Source organism: Halocynthiibacter sp. SDUM655004, assembly GCF_026015885.1.
Taxonomy (GTDB): domain Bacteria; phylum Pseudomonadota; class Alphaproteobacteria; order Rhodobacterales; family Rhodobacteraceae; genus Falsihalocynthiibacter; species Falsihalocynthiibacter halioticoli.
This window is the reverse complement of the sequence record NZ_JAPDUG010000002.1, coordinates 289,375-309,243: the sequence shown is the minus strand read 5'-3', so window position 1 is coordinate 309,243 and position 19,869 is coordinate 289,375. Positions and strand designations below refer to the sequence as shown.

Here is a 19,869-nt window from a genome sequence, read left to right as displayed (position 1 = left end):
ATCGGCCCACAGATTTCAAAACCTGTGTTTTAGATAGAGAAAAGGGGAAAAGTGCTGTGAAAATCGGAGCACCGAAGGAAGTTTTCGAGGGGGAGGCACGCGTTGCCATGACGCCCGAAAGCGCGCTCCAGTTGCAAAAGCTGGGATACGAATGCGCGATCGAAGCGGGCGCGGGGAAGGGCGCCGGTTTTTCTGATGCCGCTTATAAAGAAGCTGGCGTTGAAGTTATCCGCGGAGCCGCCGCATTGTGGAAGGCCTGCGATATCATCGCCAAGGTTCGCCAGCCAAATGCCACGGAACTCAAGCGTCTGACCAAGGACAAAACTCTGATTTCCTTCTTTAACCCTGCTGCGAATGACGATGGTATGGAGGCTGCCAAGTCTTCCGGTGCCAATGTTATCGCGATGGAAATGGTGCCGCGCATCAGCCGTGCGCAAAAGATGGATGCGCTAAGCTCCATGGCAAACATCGCTGGTTACCGCGCGGTTATCGAAGCGGGTAACAATTTTGGCCGGTTCTTTACGGGTCAGGTGACGGCTGCGGGTAAAGTGCCTCCAGCCAAGGTTCTTGTTGTTGGTGCCGGTGTTGCCGGACTTGCCGCAATCGGAACGGCCACCAGCCTCGGTGCGATTACTTATGCGTTCGACGTGCGCCCAGAAGTGGCGGAACAGGTCGAGTCCATGGGGGCCGAATTTGTTTACCTCGACTTTGAAGAAGAACAGCAAGACGGTGCCGCAACTGGCGGCTATGCCTCTGTTTCTTCGCCAGAATTCCGCGAAGCACAGCTTGCGAAGTTCCGCGAATTGGCGCCAGAAGTCGATATCGTGATTACGACCGCCCTTATCCCGAACCGCGAAGCTCCAGAGCTTTGGACCGAGGATATGGTTGCAGCAATGAAAGACGGCTCTGTCATCGTTGACCTTGCAGCCGAAAAAGGCGGCAACTGTAAGCTGACCGTCGCGGACGAGAAGATCGTAACGAAAAATGGCGTAACCATCATCGGTTACACAGACTTCCCATCGCGCATGGCGGCACAGGCATCGTCGCTGTATGCCAACAACATTCGCCATATGATGTCCGATCTGACACCAGAAAAAGACGGTCAGATCAACCACGATATGGAAGACGATGTGATCCGCGGCGCGACTGTGACGCACCAAGGTGAAATTACTTTCCCGCCGCCGCCACCCAAAGTGGCAGCGATTGCGGCGGCCAAGCCGAAACCGGCGGCGCCCGAACTCACAGCCGAAGAGAAAAAGGCCCAAGAAGTTGCGGCATTCAAAGCCCAAACCAAGCAGCAATTCACGTTGCTCGGTATTGGCGGAGCGCTCATGCTTCTTGCCGGTCTCTATGCACCAGCAAGCTTTATGCAGCACTTCATCGTGTTCGTTCTTGCCGTATTCGTCGGTTTCCAAGTGATCTGGAACGTCAGCCACTCGCTTCATACGCCACTTATGGCGGTGACCAATGCGATTTCGTCGATCATCATTCTGGGTGCGCTTATGCAGATCGGGTCGGGGTCGTTCCTCGTCATTCTGTTGGCAGCTCTGTCGATCTTCATGGCCGGAATTAACATCTTCGGCGGCTTCCTCGTGACACGGCGTATGCTCGCCATGTTCCAGAAATCTTAAGGGGGTAGGGATCATGGAATTTGGTTTCACCACAGCCGCTTACGTTGTTGCGGCGGTTCTTTTCATCCTGTCCCTCGGCGGATTGTCCGGACAGGAAAGCGCGAAACGCGCGGTTTGGTATGGTATCGTCGGCATGGCGCTGGCGGTCTTTGCAACGCTCGTCGGGCCGGGGTCTGGCCTTTGGGTGCTGTCAATTGTTCTCATCGTAGCTGGCGGCGTGATCGGCACCTATGTGGCGCAGCGCGTCCAGATGACCGAGATGCCGCAGCTTGTGGCGGCGATGCACTCGCTTGTTGGTCTTGCGGCGGTATTTGTGGGCTATAACGCACACCTCGAGCTAGGTAATGTTTTGTCGATGGACGAGACAGCACGCCACGGCCTCGAAGGGTTTGCGGCATTGCTTGCGCATAAAACTCCGGTTGAACAAAACATCCTGCGGATTGAATTGTTCCTCGGTATCTTTATCGGTGCGGTGACGTTCACGGGTTCGGTTATTGCCTATGGCAAGCTGGCGGGTAAGGTCACATCGGCGGCGCAAAAGCTTCCCGGTGGTCATGTTCTGAACGCTTCGGCCGCTATTTTGTCGCTTGTCTGCCTTGTCTGGTACTTCAACACTGGCGGCATCTTGCCTCTCTTTATCATGACGCTGGCAGCCTTCTTTATCGGCTATCACCTCATTATGGGGATTGGCGGCGCGGATATGCCCGTCGTTGTATCGATGCTTAACAGCTACTCTGGCTGGGCTGCGGCGGCGATTGGTTTCTCGCTCGGCAACGACCTTCTGATCGTTGTGGGCGCGCTGGTTGGTTCTTCGGGTGCAATCCTCTCTTACATCATGTGTAAGGCGATGAACCGCTCCTTCATCAGTGTTATCCTCGGCGGCTTTGGTGGCGCTGCAGGACCGCAGATGGAAGTCGAAGGCGAGCAAGTCGCGATTGATGCAGATGGCGTTGCTACCGCACTTGAAGAAGCGGACAACATCATCATCATTCCTGGCTATGGTATGGCCGTGGCGCAAGCTCAGCAAAGCGTAAGCGAACTGACAAAGCGCCTGCGCGCCAAGGGCAAGAATGTGCGCTTTGCGATCCACCCTGTTGCGGGTCGTCTGCCGGGCCACATGAACGTGCTTTTGGCCGAAGCCAAAGTGCCATATGACATCGTGCTTGAAATGGACGAGATCAACGAAGATTTCCCCGAAACCGATGTTGCCATCGTGATTGGTTCGAATGACATCGTGAACCCAGCCGCACAAGATGATCCGAACAGCCCGATTGCCGGCATGCCGGTTCTGGAGTGTTGGAAAGCCAAGCAGGTGTTCGTGTCCAAGCGCGGACAGGGTACTGGCTACTCCGGTATCGAGAACCCGTTGTTCTATAAAGAAAACACACGGATGTTCTACGGCGATGCGAAGGCAAGCCTCGATCAACTGCTGACGATGATCAACTAACATCACTTCCGTTTTCGGAAGATCAATACCAAGCGCTCCGCCGGATATGGCGGGGCGCTTTTTCTTTGTTTGACGTTTTTGTATACATTCGCACACAGTTAACACATTGAAAACAATGCGAAAATTTCTTTACACTTTGGCGCGGCGCTTTATGTTGGATGAAAATCATAGCCCACTATTCAAGGGCCGTAAGGGGCAAGTATGGACGAGATCAAAGATCATCCAGACCGATATCATTTGGCGAATGAACTTCATGCACGGCCATTCCCCGCGCTTTCCGCGCCAGCGAGCGCGGTTTTTCTGGCGCTTAAAACACCAGATGGCCAAGAGCGAGACTATGCAGCCGAGCGCGCGCATCTTCTGGATTTACTGGACCGTCACGGAGCTGTGCATCCACGTCCCGGCGCGACACACTACTTTGGCCCACTTGGCCGCCATTTCCTGAAATGGGAGAGTCACAGTGAGTTCTTAACCTATACAATCTTCACCGAAGCGGTCGCGAGTCGGGCGTTCGATCCGAAGGGTTTTGAAGTCTTTCCAAAAGATTGGTGTGCCAAAGCGCCCGGACTTCGGCTTACGTCTGCGCATTTCCATATCGAGAAGCGACCGGAGCATGACGAGGCAATCCTTGAAAATCTGACACAGTGGTTTGTTCCGGAAAGCCTTGCCGTGAGCGAAATTTTGGATGCTTCTGCGCTGGTTGCCTCTGACTTTCGTATTGATGAGGCTGGCCACGTCAGGTTCGCGATGATGATGCAGGATGGCGTTGGTCCGCAACGGACAGGGCGTATTCTTCAACGGCTATGTGAGATCGAAACCTATAAAACTATGGCCATGCTCGGCTATCTCACGGCCAAAAATCTAATGGGCGAGATTGGCCCCATTGAATCCGAATTGACGGGTGTTGTGGCGCGGATGGGGACAACAGTGGACGCCGCCGAGGAGACCCTTGCCGAGCTCAAGCCTCTTACAGCGAGGTTGGAGCAGTTGACTGCAGAAACAAGTTATCGGTTTGGCGCGACGAACGCGTATGAGGCAATCGTAAACCAACGGATCAAGATATTGCGAGAAGAGCGGTATAGAGGGCGACAGACCTTTGACGAATTCATGATGCGTCGATTTGATCCTGCGATGCGCACAGTGACGGCTGCGGAGAAATTGTTGCAGCGGATGTCAGATCGGGCGGTGCGCGCTGCTGAGTTGCTGCGCACGCGGGTGGATGTGGAGCGCGGGCGACAAAATCAAGAGATCCTGCGGTCTATGGACAGACGCGCGGATCTGCAATTGCGCCTCCAGCAAACAGTTGAGGGGCTCTCGGTTGTGGCAATTTCTTATTATGCTGTCAGTCTTCTGGGGTATTTCTTTGCACCTCTGGCAAAGAACTTTCATCTTTCCAAAACGGTTCTGACTGCGGTGCTTGTACCGTTTGTCGTGTTAGGAGTTTGGATGTACCTGAAAAACCTCAAGAAGCGAATTGGTCATTAGAGACGAGATCGTTTTGCCATAAGCAAAGGGGCCACATGGCCCCTTTGTGGTTTTTTGGCATGTTGTTTAGCGCCCGCGAATGCGTGGATCGAGCGCATCGCGCAGCCCGTCGCCGATATAGTTAACCGACAGCACAGTTAGCGAGATTGCAATGCCCGGGAACAGAACGCGCTCTGGGTACTGCTGAAGGAAGTCAACGCCGTCAAAGAGCAACCGGCCCCATGTTGGGAAGTCTGGTGGGAAGCCGAGGCCGAGGAACGAGAGCGCACTCTCTGTGATGATTGCATTGGCAATTCCGAGCGTGGCCGACACCATGATGGGCGACATCACGTTGGGCAGAATATGCCGTAGGATCATCTTGCGCGGGGCTGTTCCGATGGAATGGGCAGCCAAAACAAACTCGCGTTCCTTGAGCGCTAGCACGTCACCGCGCACAATCCGCGCAGCCTGCATCCAGCTTGTTATGCCGATTGCGAACACCATTAGGATGAAAATGCCGCCCTCTGGCCCGAATACCGAACTTAGGCGTTCGCGGAACAGAAGGATAATCACCAACAGCAGGGGTAGAAGGGGCAGGGCGAGGAACAGGTCGGTCAAGCGCATAAGCGGCCCGTCGAGCCATTTGAAATACCCAGCCAACACCCCGATCAACGTGCCGAGGAACAAGGAAAGCGCCATCGCCGTCATCCCCACAGCCATGGAAACCTGACCGCCTGCCATCATCCGCGCAAAGATATCGCGGCCAAGTTGGTCAGTTCCAAATGGATGCGCAAGGCTTGGCCCCTGGTTGCGGGCGCGGATATCGATATGGGTTGGATCAATGGTCCACACCCATGGCCCGACAACGACGAACAACAGGATCGACACAAATATGATCAAGCCGACCATCGCGCCGCGGTGGGTCTTGAACTGATCCCAGACGTCCCACCACTGGCTGCGGGTTGCAGTTTCTTCGGTGGCGTCGTTTGAGTGTACGGCTGTCTTAGTCATAGCGGATCCTTGGGTCGAGGATACCATAAAGGATATCGGCAATTAGATTGAACAGGATGATCAGGATCGCAAAGATCACGGTCAGCGTTTGAACTGTTGGAAGGTCATTGGCCTGAATGGCCGTAATCAGAAGCTGGCCGAGGCCATTCACCTTGAACACCTGCTCCGTAATGATCGCACCGGAAAAGACCGTCGGCACACCAAGCGCAATCACGGTCACAACAGGGATCATCGAGTTGCGCAGCACATGGACCAACACAACGGCCCGCTCTCCGAGCCCCTTTGCACGCGCAGTGCGGACGTAATCCTGATTGAGGTTGTCGAGCATGGAGGCGCGCATAAAGCGGCTGATCTGTGCTGCGTTATAAAGCGCCAGAACAAAGACCGGCATCACCATCTGCTTGAGCTGTTTAACGAAGGAAGGCCAGTCATTCACAACCAGTGTCGTGTCGTAAATTGATGGGAACCAGCCAAGGTTGACCGAGAAGATCACGATCAGCAAAACACCGGTAAAGAAGGTCGGAACCGAGAAGCCGACCATCGAAATGAATGTGCCGATTTGATCGAAGATCGAGTACTGGCGATAGGCAGAGATGACGCCGATCGGAACAGCGATCATGGCACCAATCACATAGGAAAGGCCAACAACCCAAAGAGTTTGCGGGATACGTTGGGCAACGACGTCAAGAACGGAGGAGCGCCACTGCCAAGAAATGATGCGGGGCAGACCTTCGGACCAGCTGGTTCCGAATAAAGCGTCTGCGAGATAAAGCGGTTCAACCACATAGAACTGGTAGAGCCATTTGACAAAGCGGATATGGATCGGTTGTCCAAGGCCGAGAGCCTCGCGCATCTGCGCCTTTACTTCTGGAGGGACCGTCAAGGGCACTTGTGCCATCGGATCGCCGGGTGCGAGTTCCAGAAGCAGGAAAATGACCAACGAAATGAAAATAAGCGTCGGGATCGCGAGCAGCAGCCTGCGGAGCGTGAATGTGAGCATGTGGTTTGCCTCGGGCCGATTGATCGGCTCTGGTATTCAGGGGAAGCCAAGATATGGAAAAGGGGCGCCCGAAACTTACGGACGCCCCAATTCACATAGGTTTACTTGACGCGATGCCAGTCAGCTGCGTTCCACAGCTCGCTGTCCCAAGTATTGAGGATCACACCACCAAGAGTGTTGGAGTGAGCCGACACTCGGCCACGGTCCACAAGTGGAATGATGACATATTCTTGCATCAGCATGTCGTTCATAGCTTTGGCAAGTTCGGCACGCTCATTGATGTCGCCAGTCACAGCCATCTTGGCCACGAGAGCGTCATATTCCTCAGAGCAGAAGCGTGGCATGTTGTTGCCTTGCCACTGGTTCTCTGGGCTTGGAGCCTGCTTACACTCCCAGTTTGCCATATAGGACTCTGGGTCTGTGCCGTCGAAGTTGTTGGCGTACATTTCTACGTCAGCAAAGAACTTCTGGAATGTGTCAGGCGAACCTGGGTCACCACCGAAGAACACGGACGCATCAAGGTTGCGAAGTTCGGTTTCAACGCCGATTTCGCCCCACCACTGTTTGATCAGAGCTTGGAAATCCTGACGCACAGCGTTTGTGGATGTTTGATACAGCATCGAAAGACGCACACCATCTTTGGCGCGGATGCCGTCAGCACCTTTCACCCAACCAGCGCTTTCGAGAAGCTCATTTGCACCAGCAATGTCTTGTACAAGGCAGCCGTCGTTTGCGGTCGAGGCATAGATCGCAGGAGCAGGCAGCACGTTACAAGTTGGACGACCAGCAGCGCCATAGCCGATTTCTGTCAGCAGTTCGCGGTCAATCGCCATGGAAAGCGCTTGGCGTACGTTCTTGTCTGTCAGGAACGGGTGTGGGTGTTTTTTGGTAGCGCGCTCGTCACCGAGATCAGCGGAAGGATCGGTTTGGTTAACCATGATCCGCTCAACAAGCGTACCAAATCCGGACACGATCTTGCCTTTGCCCTTGGCTTCCATGTTGGCAAGCACGTCTGGTGCAAGCTGTAGGTTCCACGCGTAGTCAAACTCGCCGGTTTCAAGAACCGAACGGCCAGCCGCGGTTGCGTCGCCGCCGCCTTTGAGTGTCGCTGTCGCAAACGCTGGTTTGGACGCATCACGGTAGTTCGGGTTTGCTTCGAGCGACACAACGTCGTTCGGGCGGAACTCTGTTACGGTGAACGGGCCAGTGCCGATCGGTGCGAAGTTCTCTTCTGTACACTCAGGTGCCTTTGGGCCGAGGCAGTTTTCAAACTGCGCCTTTTGAAGGATCGGAGCTTGCGCGCCAACAAAGGGGCCATAAGGGAAGGGCTTGGACACGCCGAATTTTACAATCGCTGTAAGTTCGTCGGGTGTTTCAACGTCGACAACATCATTGTACTTTTCGGACTGCGCGCAGCCACCGCCGTCAGCGGTACAGTATTCCCAGCTAAACTTGACGTCAGCAGAAGTAACTGGTGTGCCGTCAGACCACAGAAGGCCTTCTTTCAGCTTCCACGTTACAGTTGTGAGGTCTTCAGAGACGCCGCCGTTTTCTACTGTTGGTACAGAGTCGACGAGCCATGGAACCATGTTGCCGTCTTGGTCATAGCGGGCGAGCGGCTCAATGACGAGGCTCGCGGCCTCAAGGTCTTTTGTACCGCCGGAAAGATATGGGTTCATGATCGATGGCGCTTGCCAATAGATGATGTTTACATGGCCGTCTGCGCCTCGTTCCGCCATGGCCATAGGGGCCATCGCAAATGCGGCAGCAGCGCCCAGTAGGGCTGTCTTCATTTTCATATTACTCTCCTTGTTGGATATGCGGACCCCGGCTTTCCGGATTTTTTGGACACGAGTTCTCGGACTCGCTTGGGTAGAAGCAAATTTCGTTTCATATGCAATAACGACTCACTTCGAGGTTCGATCCGCCATGCGGGGTAGTTCAGGGCAAATGTAAAAAAAAAGCAAGCGTGCCGTTGCCCGGTTTCCGTTGCGATAACGGTTGGATTTGTCAAAATGTCTGATTTTTCGGCATATTGTACGCTGTCGGGTGGTGATTTTAATCGGATTATCGAAATTCAAATGTGAATTGCCTCGAATTTTTCTGGATCAGGATTCGGGTTTGACTTTCGCTATTCTCGGCGCTTAGCGTGACGAGCATCCTGATATACGAGATCATACACTATGCTAGACAGCCACCTAATCGACGTTAAGAACCTTCGCGTAGAGTTTGAAACTAATAGCGGAATCGTAATTGGCGTTGAGGATATATCCTTTAGCATTGATCCCGGAGAGACCCTCTGTGTCGTTGGCGAATCGGGATCGGGTAAATCGGTGTCGTCGCTTTCGATCATGCGGCTTGTCGAGTTTGGCGGTGGTGAAATCACCGAAGGATCCCTTGAGTTTAACCGCGGTGTCGAAGGCGAGGTTGATCTTGCTAAGGTTGATCCAGCCGACATGCGTTCAATCCGTGGTAACGAGATCGGAATGATTTTTCAGGAGCCGATGACCTCGCTCAATCCGGTATTTACCGTCGGCAAGCAGCTAACCGAAGGGTTGATTCTTCATAAGGGACTTAGCAAGTCGGAAGCCAACAAACGGGCTATTGAAATCCTAAAAGACGTGCGGATCCCTGAGCCTGAGCGCCGCATGACGCAGTATCCGCACGAGCTTTCTGGTGGGATGCGGCAGCGCGTGGTGATCGCGATTGCTATGGCTTGCGAGCCGAAGCTGCTGATCTGTGACGAGCCGACAACTGCGTTGGATGTGACTATTCAGGCCGAGATTCTTGCGCTCATTGACCGCCTTAAGCGCGAACATGGCACCGCCGTTCTATTTATCACCCATGATATGGCAGTTGTGGCCCAGATGGCCGACCGCGTGATCGTGATGTATCGCGGGAACATGATGGAAGAGGGGCCGGTCGAGCAGATATTCGAGAATCCGCAGCACGATTACACCAAGTCGCTGCTGGCGGCCGTACCGAAGCTTGGCGAGATGACGGGAAAGGCCTTCCCAGAACCAATGCGTATCCTCGGTGATGAGGATAAATACGAAGTTGTTATGGCCGCGGCCAAAGCAAAACAGGAAATCGCCGCGAAGGCGGGCGAGGTTCCGCCTCTGCTAAAGGTCAAGAACCTGACGACGCGTTTCCCCGTGAAGAAGGGCCTGCTGCGCCGTACTGTGGCCAATGTTCACGCTGTCGAAGATGTGTCGTTTGAGCTCAAACCAGGGGAAACGCTATCGCTCGTTGGGGAATCCGGCTGCGGGAAGTCTTCTTGCGGGCGGTCCATTCTACGGCTTGTTGAGCCACAAAGCGGCGAAGTAAACCTCGGCGGTGTTGATATTCTTGCGCTTAGCCCTACAGAGTTGCGTAAAGCGCGCCGCGATATGCAAATGGTGTTTCAGGATCCCTTTGCCTCGCTCAATCCTCAAGTGCGGTTGATCGATCAGGTTGCCGAGCCGATGCGCAACTATAACCTCGCAAGTGGCAGCGAAGTGAACGACCGCGTGGCGAGCCTTTTTGATCGGGTTGAACTCCCGCGCAGCTTCCTAAAACGATACCCGCATGAGCTCTCCGGCGGCCAACGCCAGCGGATCGCGATTGCCCGCGCGCTTGCGCTTAACCCGAAGCTCGTTGTTGCGGACGAGGCCGTTTCTGCGCTTGATGTGTCGGTTCAGGCGCAAGTGCTGAACTTGCTCATGGAGCTACAGGCAGACCTCGGAATCGCGATGCTGTTCATCAGCCACGATATGGCTGTGGTCGAGCGTGTGAGCCACCAAACTGCGGTGATGTATCTGGGTCGGATCGTCGAGATCGGACCGCGCCAAGCGGTGTTTGAAAACCCGCAGCACAGCTATACAAAATCGCTAATGTCTGCGGTTCCTGTTGCCGATCCGCGCCAAAAGAAAATTGCCTCTGACCTCAAGTTCAAGCCGATCCCGTCGCCAATCTTCCCCGTGTCACACGAGGCGGCGCCTTCGGTCTATACAGAGGTCAGTAAAGGCCACTTTGTTCTTCAATAACAACGACCAATCGGCCGTTCCTAAAGTCTGGAAACCTCATGGGAGAGCCTCTATCCACGCGCGAGATTCTTGGTAAGCTCGTAAGCTTCAATACCGTCAGCAGCGAAAGTAACCTGCCGCTGATCGAGTGGATCGAGGGATATCTCGAGAGCTTTGGCGTAAAGTCATTCCGCGTTTATGACGAGACCGGCCAAAAGGCCTCGCTCTTTGCAAATGTCGGGCCGGAGGTCGAAGGCGGCGTTGTGCTGTCGGGGCACACGGATGTCGTACCTGTTGTCGGACAAGCGTGGGAGAGCGATCCATTCGAGATGGTCGAAAAAGACGGCCGTCTTTATGGGCGTGGTACTGCGGATATGAAGGGCTTTGACGCTTTGGCGCTCTGGGCGGTGCCGCATATTCTTAAGTCGGGGGTAAAGCGGCCAATCCAACTCGCGTTCTCCTATGATGAAGAGGTTGGCTGTTTCGGTGCGCCTCCGATGATCGAGGCGATGAAAGCTCTTCCTCCTGCCTCTGCAGCAATTATTGGTGAGCCTTCAATGATGAAGGTTGTCACGGGGCATAAAGGCAGCGTCGGGTTTCAGGTATCGGTGCGAGGCTTCGAGGTGCATAGCTCGCTGCTTCACACCGGTGTTTCCGCGATCATGTATGGCACCGAGTTGATTCAGTGGGCGCACGAACAGAACGCACTCTCCGCAAAGGCAACACCGAATCCGCTCGCTGCGGATTTCGTGCCGCCCTACACAACGCTGCACATCGGTAGAATAAGCGGCGGTACGGCGCATAATATTACCGCCAAAGAGTGTCATTTCGACTTGTCGTTCCGCGTTGTGCCTGGGGAGTCTTTGGCCGATTGGGAGGCGAAGCTTCGTGCCAAAGCCGAGGAGATTTCAGATCGGATGCAGGCCATCCACCCCGACACCGGTATCGATATATCGCAAGGATACGCCGTTCCGCCGCTTGCGCCGGAAACCGAAGGTCAGTCCGAGCAACTCCTCCGCCACCTGACAGGCGATAACGCGACCAATGTTGTGGCTTACGCAACAGAAGCTGGACAGTTTCAGGCGGGGGGCTACTCCGCAGCTGTCTGTGGACCTGGCGATATCGCGCAGGCCCATCAACCGAATGAATATTTAGAAATCAGCCAGTTGGAGGCCGGAGAGGCCTTTATGCTTCGGCTTATCCAACACTTAACACAGGACTAGAAAATGCCCGTAAAGAACCGCTTCGCAGAGCTTCTGCCCGAAATTACCGAATGGCGACGAGACTTCCACGCAAACCCGGAAATCCTGTTTGAAACGCACCGAACTTCGGCGCGGGTGGCGGAATTGCTGCGCGCATTCGGCTGTGATGAGGTTGTAGAGGGTATCGGCCGCACTGGGGTTGTCGGCGTTATCAAGGGCAAGACTGATACGTCTGGCAAAGTTGTGGGACTGCGCGCAGATATGGATGCGCTTCCGATCCTTGAAGCAACAGGCGTTGAATATGCGTCCAAAACACCAGGCGCTATGCATGCCTGCGGTCACGACGGCCACACGGCCATGCTACTTGGTGCAGCAAAATACCTGTGCGAGACGCGCAACTTTGACGGCACCACGGTTGTGATTTTCCAGCCTGCCGAAGAGGGCGGCGGCGGTGGCCGTGAAATGTGTGAAGACGGCATGATGGATCGCTGGAACATCCAGGAAGTCTATGGGATGCATAACTGGCCCGGTCATCCGCTCGGTAGCTTTGCAATTCGCAAAGGCCCGTTCTTTGCCGCGACCGATACATTTGACATTTTTGTCGAGGGCAAGGGCGGCCACGCGGCAAAGCCACAAGAGGTTGTTGATACGACGATCATCGCGAGCCAGATCGTTTTGGCGATGCAGACAATCGCAAGTCGAAATGTGGACCCTGTGAAGCAAGTCGTTGTTTCGGTCACGAGCTTTGAAACCGAGAGCAACGCTTACAACGTCATTCCCCAGAAAGTACATCTGAAGGGGACTGTGCGGACGCTGTCAAACGACGTTCGTGACCTTGCCGAACAGCGGATTAAAGCAATCGCTCCGCTCACAGCAGAGGCGCTTGGCGGGGTGGCCGACGTTAACTATATGCGCGGTTATCCGGTGATGGTTAACCACGACACGGAAACCGAATATGCGGCTGAAGCGGCCAAGAAAATTTCTGGTGATTGCGAAGATGCGCCGCTTGTGATGGGCGGTGAGGATTTCGCCTTTATGCTCGAAGAACGCCCCGGCGCTTATATCCTCGTCGGCAATGGCGACACAGCAGCGGTGCATCACCCAGCCTATAATTTCGACGACAATGCGATCCCTGCGGGGTGTAGCTGGTGGGTTGAGATGGTCGAAAGTCGGATGCCTGCTGCCTCATGAGGTAAGCTAAGATTGATAGAAAAGGCCGCCCAATCTGGCGGCCTTTTTCTTTTTAAATCAAGCTATTGTGTTGTAAAGTTGATCTAAAGCTTTAGCCGCCGGTATGGCTCATGTGGCGGCTCATTTGCCCAGCCACTTCCTGTCGCGAATAGTCAAAATCATGGCCCTTGGGCTTGAGCGCGATCGCGGCGCGGATCGCTTCATTCAGCTTTGTATCGCTTTCGCTCGCACGCAATGGCGCACGGAGATCGGATTTCCCTTCTTGTCCCAGACAGGTGAAAATTTCGCCCGTGCAAGTCACCCGAACGCGGTTACAGCTTTCACAGAAATTATGTGTCAGTGGCGTGATGAAACCAATGCGTTGGCGCGTTTCCCCGATCCTGACATATCTCGCAGGGCCCCCGGTTTTGTCGGGAAGGTCGGCAAGGCTAAAACGTGTGGCCAGAGTTTCTCGTAAGTCTTCGAGAGACCAATATTGCCCGATCCGGTTTTCATTGCCGATATCTCCCATGGGCATGACCTCGATAAAGGTCAGGTCCATATCTCGTGCGGCGCAAAATTCGGTGAGGGTAAAAAGCTCGTCCTCGTTAAAGCCTTTAAGCGCCACTGTGTTCAGTTTTACTTTAAGGCCTGCCGCTTGAGCGGCCTCGATCCCTTCAAGAACCTGTGGCAAGCGGCCCCAGCGCGTAATCTCGGCAAATTTCGCCTCATCGAGCGTATCCAAAGAGATGTTGATCCGTTTCACCCCACAGGCCGCGAGTTCGTCGGCATACTTTGCCAGTTGTGAGCCATTGGTTGTAAGCGTGAGTTCGTCCAGCGCACCTGATTTCAGGTGCCGCGACATGGCTTTGAAATAGCTCATGATGTCACGGCGCACCAACGGTTCCCCGCCCGTAATCCGAAGCTTGCGCACACCCAGCCCGATAAAGGCAGAAGACAGCCGATCCAACTCCTCAAGCGTCAGTAGCTCTTTTTTCGGTAGAAAGGTCATTTGCTCCGCCATGCAGTAAACACAGCGAAAGTCGCAACGGTCCGTTACCGAGAGGCGCAGATATGTAATCGGGCGCAAGAAGGGATCAATCAAGGGTGCGGTCATGCAGATAGCCTAGGCGTGGTGGTATTGAGGGGCAAGGGGGATTTATAGATGGTGGGGTGGTGCGCGGTAATATTTGCGCGATAACTGTCTGGCGGAATGGCGAAAACGCAATTGACGCTGGAGGGCGCGGGCGGTTAACTGAACGCTCGTTCACAATCTCTGGGGAGGAGATGGATGCAAGAGCAGGATAAGCGGCGATTGATCAAGGATTTCACAACGTGGGATGCTGTTGCGTCCGCATTTCGTTGGGATATTCCGCCGGTAATGAATATCGCTGAGCTTTGCTGTACCTCTTTGGCGCGTAGTGCGCCGGATCAGGAGGCGATAATCCATGTGGAGGAGGATGGAACCGAACGTCGTTGGACATATAGCGAGTTGGAAGAGGCTTCCAATGCGCTGGCCAATGCCTTTGCTGCACAAGGTGTAGGAGAGGGGGACCGCATTGCAATCCTGTTGCCGCAAGAACCGGCGGTTATAATCGCGCATTTCGCAGCCTATAAGCTTGGCGCGGTTGTGCTTCCGCTGTTTACCTTATTCGGCGAAGACGCGTTGCGGTATCGGCTTTCCGATAGTGGCGCGAAGCTTTTGATAACGAGTGACGAAAGCCTTCCCAAAGTTGCCAAGATACGTTCTGACCTGCCTGCTCTTGAAACGGTTTTGACCATCGGCGATGCGGCTGGTGTTGAGTCAGTTTGGGACGAAATCGAAAAGCATCCTAAAACATGTACCCCAGTAGAGACCCGCGCTGATACGCCGGCGGTTTTGATTTATACATCCGGTACAACGGGCGACCCAAAAGGCGTTTTGCATGGGCACAGGTTCCTGCTCGGTCATCTTCCGGCCATCGAAGTGCATCACGATGGCTTCCCGAAACAGGGCGATTGCGGCTGGACGCCAGCAGACTGGGCGTGGATCGGTGGGTTGATGGATATGGCAATGCCCTGCCTTTATTACGGTGTGCCGCTTGTCTCGCATCGGATGCGAAAGTTCGACGCTGCAGCGGCCTATGACCTGATGGCGCGGTATCGAATTAGGAACCTCTTTATGCCGCCAACCGCACTCAAAATGATGCGTGGAGCGGACGTTCCTGTTGGCGTGGATATCCGCAGTATCAGCTCTGGCGGAGAGAGCCTTGGCGCAGACTTGTTGCAATGGGCAGAGGATGTTTTGGGCGCACCGGTGAATGAGATTTACGGTCAGACTGAGTGTAATTTGGTGGTTTCCGCATCAAAAGCGCTTGGTAAACATATGGCTGGTGCGATGGGCGGTGCCGTTCCTGGTCATGAGGTTGCGATTATCGACGCTGAAGGCAATCCAGTTCCTGCAGGTGAGATTGGCGAAATTGCGGTGCGCGCGCCCGATCCGGTGATGTTTCTGCGCTATTGGAATAAGCCCGAGGAAACAGAACGTAAATTCGTGAATGGCTGGCTGCGCACCGGTGATCTTGGCAGTTGTGACGCGGACGGCTATTTCCGCTTCTCCAGCCGCGATGACGATGTGATTACCTCCGCTGGCTATCGCATTGGACCGAGTGAGATCGAAAACTGTCTTTGCGCTCATCCATCGGTCGCCATGGCGGCCTGTATTGGAATTCCGGATGCGCTGCGGACAGAGGTTGTGAAAGCATTCATCGTGTTGCGCGAAGGCGAGAGTGCTGATGGGTTAGAGGATGCGTTGATCGCCCGCGTCAAAGACAAGGTCAGTCCACACGTCGCTCCTCGTTCCGTTGAGTTTATTGACGAAATGCCAATGACGGCGACGGGCAAGATTATGCGTCGGGCGCTTCGTCAGGCTTAGGAGCGTCAGCAGTCTCGACGTCTGGCTCTTTGAGCGGAGGCACAGTGTAATCGCGCATGTGGCGCGTGGCTTCCTTCTGTGCGAATGGTTTCAGGCGCGGGCCATATTCATTCAAAAACGCCTGCGCGCGTGGCACATCGTGCTTTGACAGATCGCGCAGCCACCACGAAATCGCCTTTTGGATAAACCATTCCTTGTCCTCAACCAGCGTCGCAGCCCAGCCCAATACGCGTTCCCGCGCTTCAATCTCGGCGGGTTTCGGGAAATTCTGTTTGGTCCACGGCAAGGTGATGACAAAGGCCGCGCGGCGCGTCCACATGTGATCAGATGCAATCCACGGCTCTACCTCATCAAGGCGCGTGGGGTCGGCAACGAGGCGTTTTTGCCCCGCGATGCAAGCGTGATCGGCAATGGCCCATGCGTTGAAATCCGGAACCCAGCTTTGGATAAGCTCCCACGCCGCTTCGTCAGGGCGCAGCCGCGCTTGGGTCAGCAATTTGGCGGCTGCTACACGTGCCTCGTGGATATCTGTGGCCCAAAGATCGCGGGCGAGGGCAACTCGCTCTGGAACGTCCAGCTCTTTGCGCCACGCTTTGGTGCAGCTGTCGATATCGGGATTGGCAACCCCAAGGTACTCTCGATCGGCCTTGTGATAGGCCCGCATTTCTTCGGCCTTGCCATCTTGGGCGTGGGCGCGAAGGTCGGATAGGGCGGCTTCTGGGGTCATTCTACGGTCACCGATTTTGCAAGGTTGCGTGGTTGGTCTACGTCGGTGCCCTTGGCGATCGCCGTGTGATAGGCCAATAGCTGTGCAGGGATCGCATAGAGGATTGGGGCGAAAACAGGCTCGATCTCCGGCATGGTGATCGTGCTCCAAACGCCTTGCCCTGCTTCAGCGATACCGGCGGCATCAGAGATCAGCAGCACCTTGCCGCCACGGGCCATAACCTCCTGCATGTTGGAGATTGTCTTTTCAAATAGAGCATCGCGCGGGGCCATGACCACAACAGGAACATGCTTGTCGATCAGCGCAATTGGCCCGTGTTTCAACTCGCCACTTGCATAGCCTTCAGCGTGAATATAGCTGAGTTCCTTGAGTTTGAGCGCGCCTTCTAGCGCCAGTGGGAACATCGCGCCGCGTCCGAGGAACAAGATATCTTGTGCCTCTGCAACGAGTTTGGCGGCTTCTTTTACCGCGTCGCCAACATTCAGCGATTGGCTCACAAGAGCGGGCGTTTTTTGCAAATGGGCAAGGTAGCTTTGCACTTGCTCTGTGCTTTGCGCCCCACGGTCTGATGATGCCTTGAGTGCGAGCAAAAGCAAGAGCGACAATTGACACGTAAATGCTTTTGTTGAAGCCACGGAAACTTCGACGCCCGCAAGGATCGGAAGCGACATATCGCTATCCCGCGCCATGGAGCTTTCGGTGACGTTGACCACAGAAAGGATCGTTGCGCCCTGGGATTTGGCATAGTGAAGGGCCGCCAACGTATCAGCCGTTTCTCCCGATTGGCTGACGAAAATCGCCAAGGTCCGCGCGGGCACAGGCGGCTCACGATAACGGAACTCCGAGGCGATATCGACCTCGACAGGAATGCGCGCGATCTGTTCGAACCAGTACTTCGCAGTAAGACAGGCAAGATATGCTGTGCCACAGGCAACCATGGTCACGCGATCAAATGCGCTGAAATCGAGATCAACAGGCAAGGTGATGTTGCCGTCTTTAATGTAATGGGCTTGTGCATCGGCCAGTACGACGGGCTGTTCCGCGATTTCCTTAGCCATGAAATGCTTGTAGCCGGATTTTTCGATGCGTGTTGCGTCGAGTTGAACCTGCTTGACCGGGCGCTCGACCTCGGCGCCGTTCGCGTCAAAGATTTCAACAGAGGTGCGGGTGATTACGGCGTGATCGCCTTCTTCAAGATAAGTGATCCGATCCGTCATTGGGGCAAGCGCGATCGCGTCGGAACCGACATACATCTCGCCTTCGCCATGACCAATCGCTAGAGGTGAACCCTTGCGTGCTGCTACGAGAAGATCATCCTCGCCATCAAACAAGAAGCACAGCGCGAATGCGCCCTCTAGGCGGTTGATGGTAGATTTAGCAGCGTCAACTGGCGCTTGTCCTTGCTCAAGGAAGAACTGCGCAAGCGTTGCGACTGTTTCTGTGTCGGTTTCACTTTCGAAACTGTATCCTGCTGCGACCAACTCTTCGCGGAGGCTCTGGTAGTTTTCGACAATTCCGTTGTGAACCACCGCCACGCGACCCGCTTTGTGCGGGTGGGCGTTGCTGACGGTTGGGGCGCCATGGGTGGCCCAGCGGGTATGACCGATGCCCGATTTTCCGGTAAGAGGGTTGTGAACAAGAGCGTCGGATAAGTTCACCAGCTTGCCTACGGCGCGCCGACGATCAAGTTTGCCATCGTCGATCGTTGCAATGCCCGCACTGTCATAGCCTCGGTATTCCAACCGTTTAAGCGCCTCGACCAATAGGGGCGCAACCTCATGCGTTCCCAATACACCAACGATACCGCACATTACGATTTACCACCCGATTTTTTGGCTTTTATCTGTTGCAATTTTTGAAACAATTTATCCGCAAGCCTCTCTTTGTTGACTTGCTTACTGCGTCCGATGGCCAATGCGTCGGCCGGTACGTCACTTGTAATCACCGAGCCGCTCGCCGTCATTGCGCGGTTGCCAACCTTTACCGGGGCAACCAGCATGGTGGAAGAGCCGATAAAGGCATCATTTCCAACATCGGTGTGATGCTTCATCACGCCGTCATAGTTACAAGTAACTGTGCCAGCTCCGAGGTTGGCGCGCGCTCCGATTGTCGCATCGCCGACATAGGTGAGGTGATTGGCTTTTGCCCCTTCGGCGAGTGTGGCGTTTTTGATTTCGACGAAATTGCCAACACGCACATCTTCAGAAAGTTCCGCGCCGGGGCGCAGACGGGCATATGGGCCAACGATCGCGCCGCGGCTGACGTGACAGCCTTCTAGGTGGCTGAACGCGCGGATGTGAGCGCCTGATTCAATGGTGACTTCGGGGCCGAACACCACGTTTTGCTCCACAACTGTATCGCGCCCAATGTATGTGTCGCGTGCGAAATACACCGTTTCGGGCGCAAGCAGCGTGACGCCGTTTTCAAGAGCTTCGACGCGTTTTGTGGCCTGAAATACGGCTTCGGCATTTGCAAGTTCGGCGCGGGCGTTGATGCCAAGTGTTTCGGCCTCCTCGCAGGTCACAACGCCTGCTGAAAGTCCACGGTCGCGGGCAATTTTGACGATGTCAGTGAGGTAGTACTCGCCCGCCGCGTTGTCGTTCCCAACCTCGTCCAGAAGTGAGAACAAGGTTTCGGCGTCAGCGGAAATAACTCCGCTATTACAGAGTGTTACCGCGCGTTCCTCATCAGTTGCGTCCTTGAACTCAACGATGCGCTCAAGGTCATCGCCCTTCGTGATTAGTCGGCCGTAGCGCGCAGGATCCGCAGCTTCAAACCCAAGGACCACGACGGCGTGGGTTTGGCGCGCTGCTGCCATCTTCGAAAGCGTTTCGGGGCGAATGAACGGTGTGTCGCCATAGAGAACGAGCGCATCACCCGTGAAATCAGAGAGGGCCGCGCGCGCCTGCAAAACCGCGTGGCCTGTGCCAAGTTGCTCCTCCTGAACCACCACGTCAGATACGCCAAGGTCTTCGGCTTCTGCGCGCACAAGTTCAGCCCCATGTCCGGCAACAACAATCCTGCGGTCGACATCCAGTTCTTCAGCACTTGCCAAAGCATGCTCAAGTAGCGTTGCACCGCCGATTTTATGTAGAACTTTTGGCAAATCCGAGTTCATACGGCTGCCCTGACCGGCGGCCAGTGTAATAAGGGCTGTTGGCATTTAGTGTCTTTTCTGTTGTGGTCGCGGCGGAATGTTCCCCCGTTTTATCGCTCAAAGCGCGCGGGGCAAGGGGCAAAATGTTCAAATAGCTTTACAGGATGTTACAGGGATACGCTGAAAATTGCCAAATAATAGA

The 19,869-nt window shown here is 54.9% G+C and carries 14 protein-coding genes; 7 read left to right on the top strand and 7 right to left on the bottom strand.

The window, feature by feature from the left end; all coding sequences use genetic code 11:
- Nucleotides 1-56 precede the first annotated feature (56 nt).
- From N9C89_RS09190 to N9C89_RS09180, 3 genes are all read left to right on the top strand, one after another.
- On the top strand, nucleotides 57-1,631 hold the full coding sequence (locus N9C89_RS09190) for a Re/Si-specific NAD(P)(+) transhydrogenase subunit alpha (protein WP_263953583.1): 1,575 nt from the start codon (nucleotides 57-59) through the stop codon (nucleotides 1,629-1,631).
- A gap of 13 nt (nucleotides 1,632-1,644) precedes the next feature.
- Nucleotides 1,645-3,078: an NAD(P)(+) transhydrogenase (Re/Si-specific) subunit beta gene (locus tag N9C89_RS09185; protein WP_263953582.1), complete on the top strand. Its 1,434-nt coding sequence runs from the start codon at nucleotides 1,645-1,647 to the stop codon at nucleotides 3,076-3,078.
- Nucleotides 3,079-3,279: 201 nt separating this feature from the next.
- A complete protein-coding gene (locus N9C89_RS09180) occupies nucleotides 3,280-4,563 on the top strand; it encodes a DUF3422 family protein (protein WP_263953581.1) in 1,284 nt (427 codons plus the stop codon).
- 66 nt (nucleotides 4,564-4,629) lie between these two features.
- On the opposite strand, the gene N9C89_RS09175 is transcribed toward N9C89_RS09180, so the two are convergent.
- The 3 genes from N9C89_RS09175 to N9C89_RS09165 form a co-directional block, all read right to left on the bottom strand.
- The gene (locus N9C89_RS09175) at nucleotides 4,630-5,553 is read right to left on the bottom strand and encodes an ABC transporter permease (RefSeq protein ID WP_263953580.1); all 924 of its coding nucleotides are present in this window, start codon (nucleotides 5,551-5,553) and stop codon (nucleotides 4,630-4,632) included.
- Entirely contained in the window at nucleotides 5,546-6,553 is a 1,008-nt protein-coding gene (locus N9C89_RS09170; protein WP_263953579.1) for an ABC transporter permease, read from the bottom strand. The genes N9C89_RS09175 and N9C89_RS09170 overlap by 8 nt, the downstream gene beginning before the upstream one ends.
- A gap of 101 nt (nucleotides 6,554-6,654) precedes the next feature.
- Nucleotides 6,655-8,352: a peptide ABC transporter substrate-binding protein gene (locus N9C89_RS09165; RefSeq protein ID WP_263953578.1), complete on the bottom strand. Its 1,698-nt coding sequence runs from the start codon at nucleotides 8,350-8,352 to the stop codon at nucleotides 6,655-6,657.
- A 384-nt stretch (nucleotides 8,353-8,736) separates the two neighbouring features.
- Here N9C89_RS09165 and N9C89_RS09160 point away from each other — a divergent pair, with 384 nt between their 5' ends.
- From N9C89_RS09160 to N9C89_RS09150, 3 genes are read left to right on the top strand one after another with little or no spacing between them, the layout of a single operon-like run.
- Nucleotides 8,737-10,578 (top strand): ABC transporter ATP-binding protein, encoded by a 1,842-nt coding sequence (locus N9C89_RS09160; protein ID WP_263953577.1) that lies wholly within the window; start codon nucleotides 8,737-8,739, stop codon nucleotides 10,576-10,578.
- Between the two features lie 38 nt (nucleotides 10,579-10,616).
- Nucleotides 10,617-11,780, top strand: a complete 1,164-nt coding sequence (argE, locus tag N9C89_RS09155; protein WP_263953576.1) for an acetylornithine deacetylase — start codon at nucleotides 10,617-10,619, stop codon at nucleotides 11,778-11,780.
- A gap of 3 nt (nucleotides 11,781-11,783) precedes the next feature.
- Nucleotides 11,784-12,950, top strand: a complete 1,167-nt coding sequence (locus tag N9C89_RS09150; RefSeq protein WP_263953575.1) for a M20 aminoacylase family protein — start codon at nucleotides 11,784-11,786, stop codon at nucleotides 12,948-12,950.
- Between the two features lie 91 nt (nucleotides 12,951-13,041).
- Here N9C89_RS09150 and moaA read toward each other — a convergent pair whose 3' ends face one another.
- Nucleotides 13,042-14,046: a GTP 3',8-cyclase MoaA gene (gene moaA / locus N9C89_RS09145; protein WP_263953574.1), complete on the bottom strand. Its 1,005-nt coding sequence runs from the start codon at nucleotides 14,044-14,046 to the stop codon at nucleotides 13,042-13,044.
- Nucleotides 14,047-14,220: 174 nt separating this feature from the next.
- On the opposite strand from moaA, the gene N9C89_RS09140 reads away from it, so the two are divergent.
- Nucleotides 14,221-15,843, top strand: a complete 1,623-nt coding sequence (locus tag N9C89_RS09140; protein ID WP_263953573.1) for an AMP-binding protein — start codon at nucleotides 14,221-14,223, stop codon at nucleotides 15,841-15,843.
- Here the strand turns inward: N9C89_RS09140 and N9C89_RS09135 are convergent.
- Genes N9C89_RS09135 through glmU form a run of 3 tightly spaced genes read right to left on the bottom strand, consistent with a single transcriptional unit; the run spans nucleotide 15,815 to nucleotide 19,733 of the window.
- Nucleotides 15,815-16,570, bottom strand: coding sequence for a DNA alkylation repair protein (locus tag N9C89_RS09135; RefSeq protein WP_263953572.1), 756 nt, complete (start codon nucleotides 16,568-16,570; stop codon nucleotides 15,815-15,817). The two genes, N9C89_RS09140 and N9C89_RS09135, sit on opposite strands and share 29 nt — an antisense overlap.
- Entirely contained in the window at nucleotides 16,567-18,381 is a 1,815-nt protein-coding gene (glmS, locus tag N9C89_RS09130; RefSeq protein WP_263953571.1) for a glutamine--fructose-6-phosphate transaminase (isomerizing), read from the bottom strand. Before glmS ends, N9C89_RS09135 begins: the two co-directional genes overlap by 4 nt.
- On the bottom strand, nucleotides 18,381-19,733 hold the full coding sequence (glmU, locus tag N9C89_RS09125; protein ID WP_263953570.1) for a bifunctional UDP-N-acetylglucosamine diphosphorylase/glucosamine-1-phosphate N-acetyltransferase GlmU: 1,353 nt from the start codon (nucleotides 19,731-19,733) through the stop codon (nucleotides 18,381-18,383). The genes glmS and glmU overlap by 1 nt, the downstream gene beginning before the upstream one ends.
- Nucleotides 19,734-19,869 lie beyond the last annotated feature (136 nt).

Coding starts and splice junctions, on each gene's coding strand:
- N9C89_RS09185 (WP_263953582.1), top strand. CDS start 1,645: ATGGAATTTGGTTTCACCACAGCCGCTTACGTTGTTGCGGCGGTTCTT.
- N9C89_RS09180 (WP_263953581.1), top strand. CDS start 3,280: ATGGACGAGATCAAAGATCATCCAGACCGATATCATTTGGCGAATGAA.
- N9C89_RS09175 (WP_263953580.1), bottom strand. CDS start 5,553: ATGACTAAGACAGCCGTACACTCAAACGACGCCACCGAAGAAACTGCA.
- N9C89_RS09170 (WP_263953579.1), bottom strand. CDS start 6,553: ATGCTCACATTCACGCTCCGCAGGCTGCTGCTCGCGATCCCGACGCTT.
- N9C89_RS09165 (WP_263953578.1), bottom strand. CDS start 8,352: ATGAAAATGAAGACAGCCCTACTGGGCGCTGCTGCCGCATTTGCGATG.
- N9C89_RS09160 (WP_263953577.1), top strand. CDS start 8,737: ATGCTAGACAGCCACCTAATCGACGTTAAGAACCTTCGCGTAGAGTTT.
- argE (WP_263953576.1), top strand. CDS start 10,617: ATGGGAGAGCCTCTATCCACGCGCGAGATTCTTGGTAAGCTCGTAAGC.
- N9C89_RS09150 (WP_263953575.1), top strand. CDS start 11,784: ATGCCCGTAAAGAACCGCTTCGCAGAGCTTCTGCCCGAAATTACCGAA.
- moaA (WP_263953574.1), bottom strand. CDS start 14,046: ATGACCGCACCCTTGATTGATCCCTTCTTGCGCCCGATTACATATCTG.
- N9C89_RS09140 (WP_263953573.1), top strand. CDS start 14,221: ATGCAAGAGCAGGATAAGCGGCGATTGATCAAGGATTTCACAACGTGG.
- N9C89_RS09135 (WP_263953572.1), bottom strand. CDS start 16,570: ATGACCCCAGAAGCCGCCCTATCCGACCTTCGCGCCCACGCCCAAGAT.
- glmS (WP_263953571.1), bottom strand. CDS start 18,381: ATGTGCGGTATCGTTGGTGTATTGGGAACGCATGAGGTTGCGCCCCTA.
- glmU (WP_263953570.1), bottom strand. CDS start 19,733: ATGCCAACAGCCCTTATTACACTGGCCGCCGGTCAGGGCAGCCGTATG.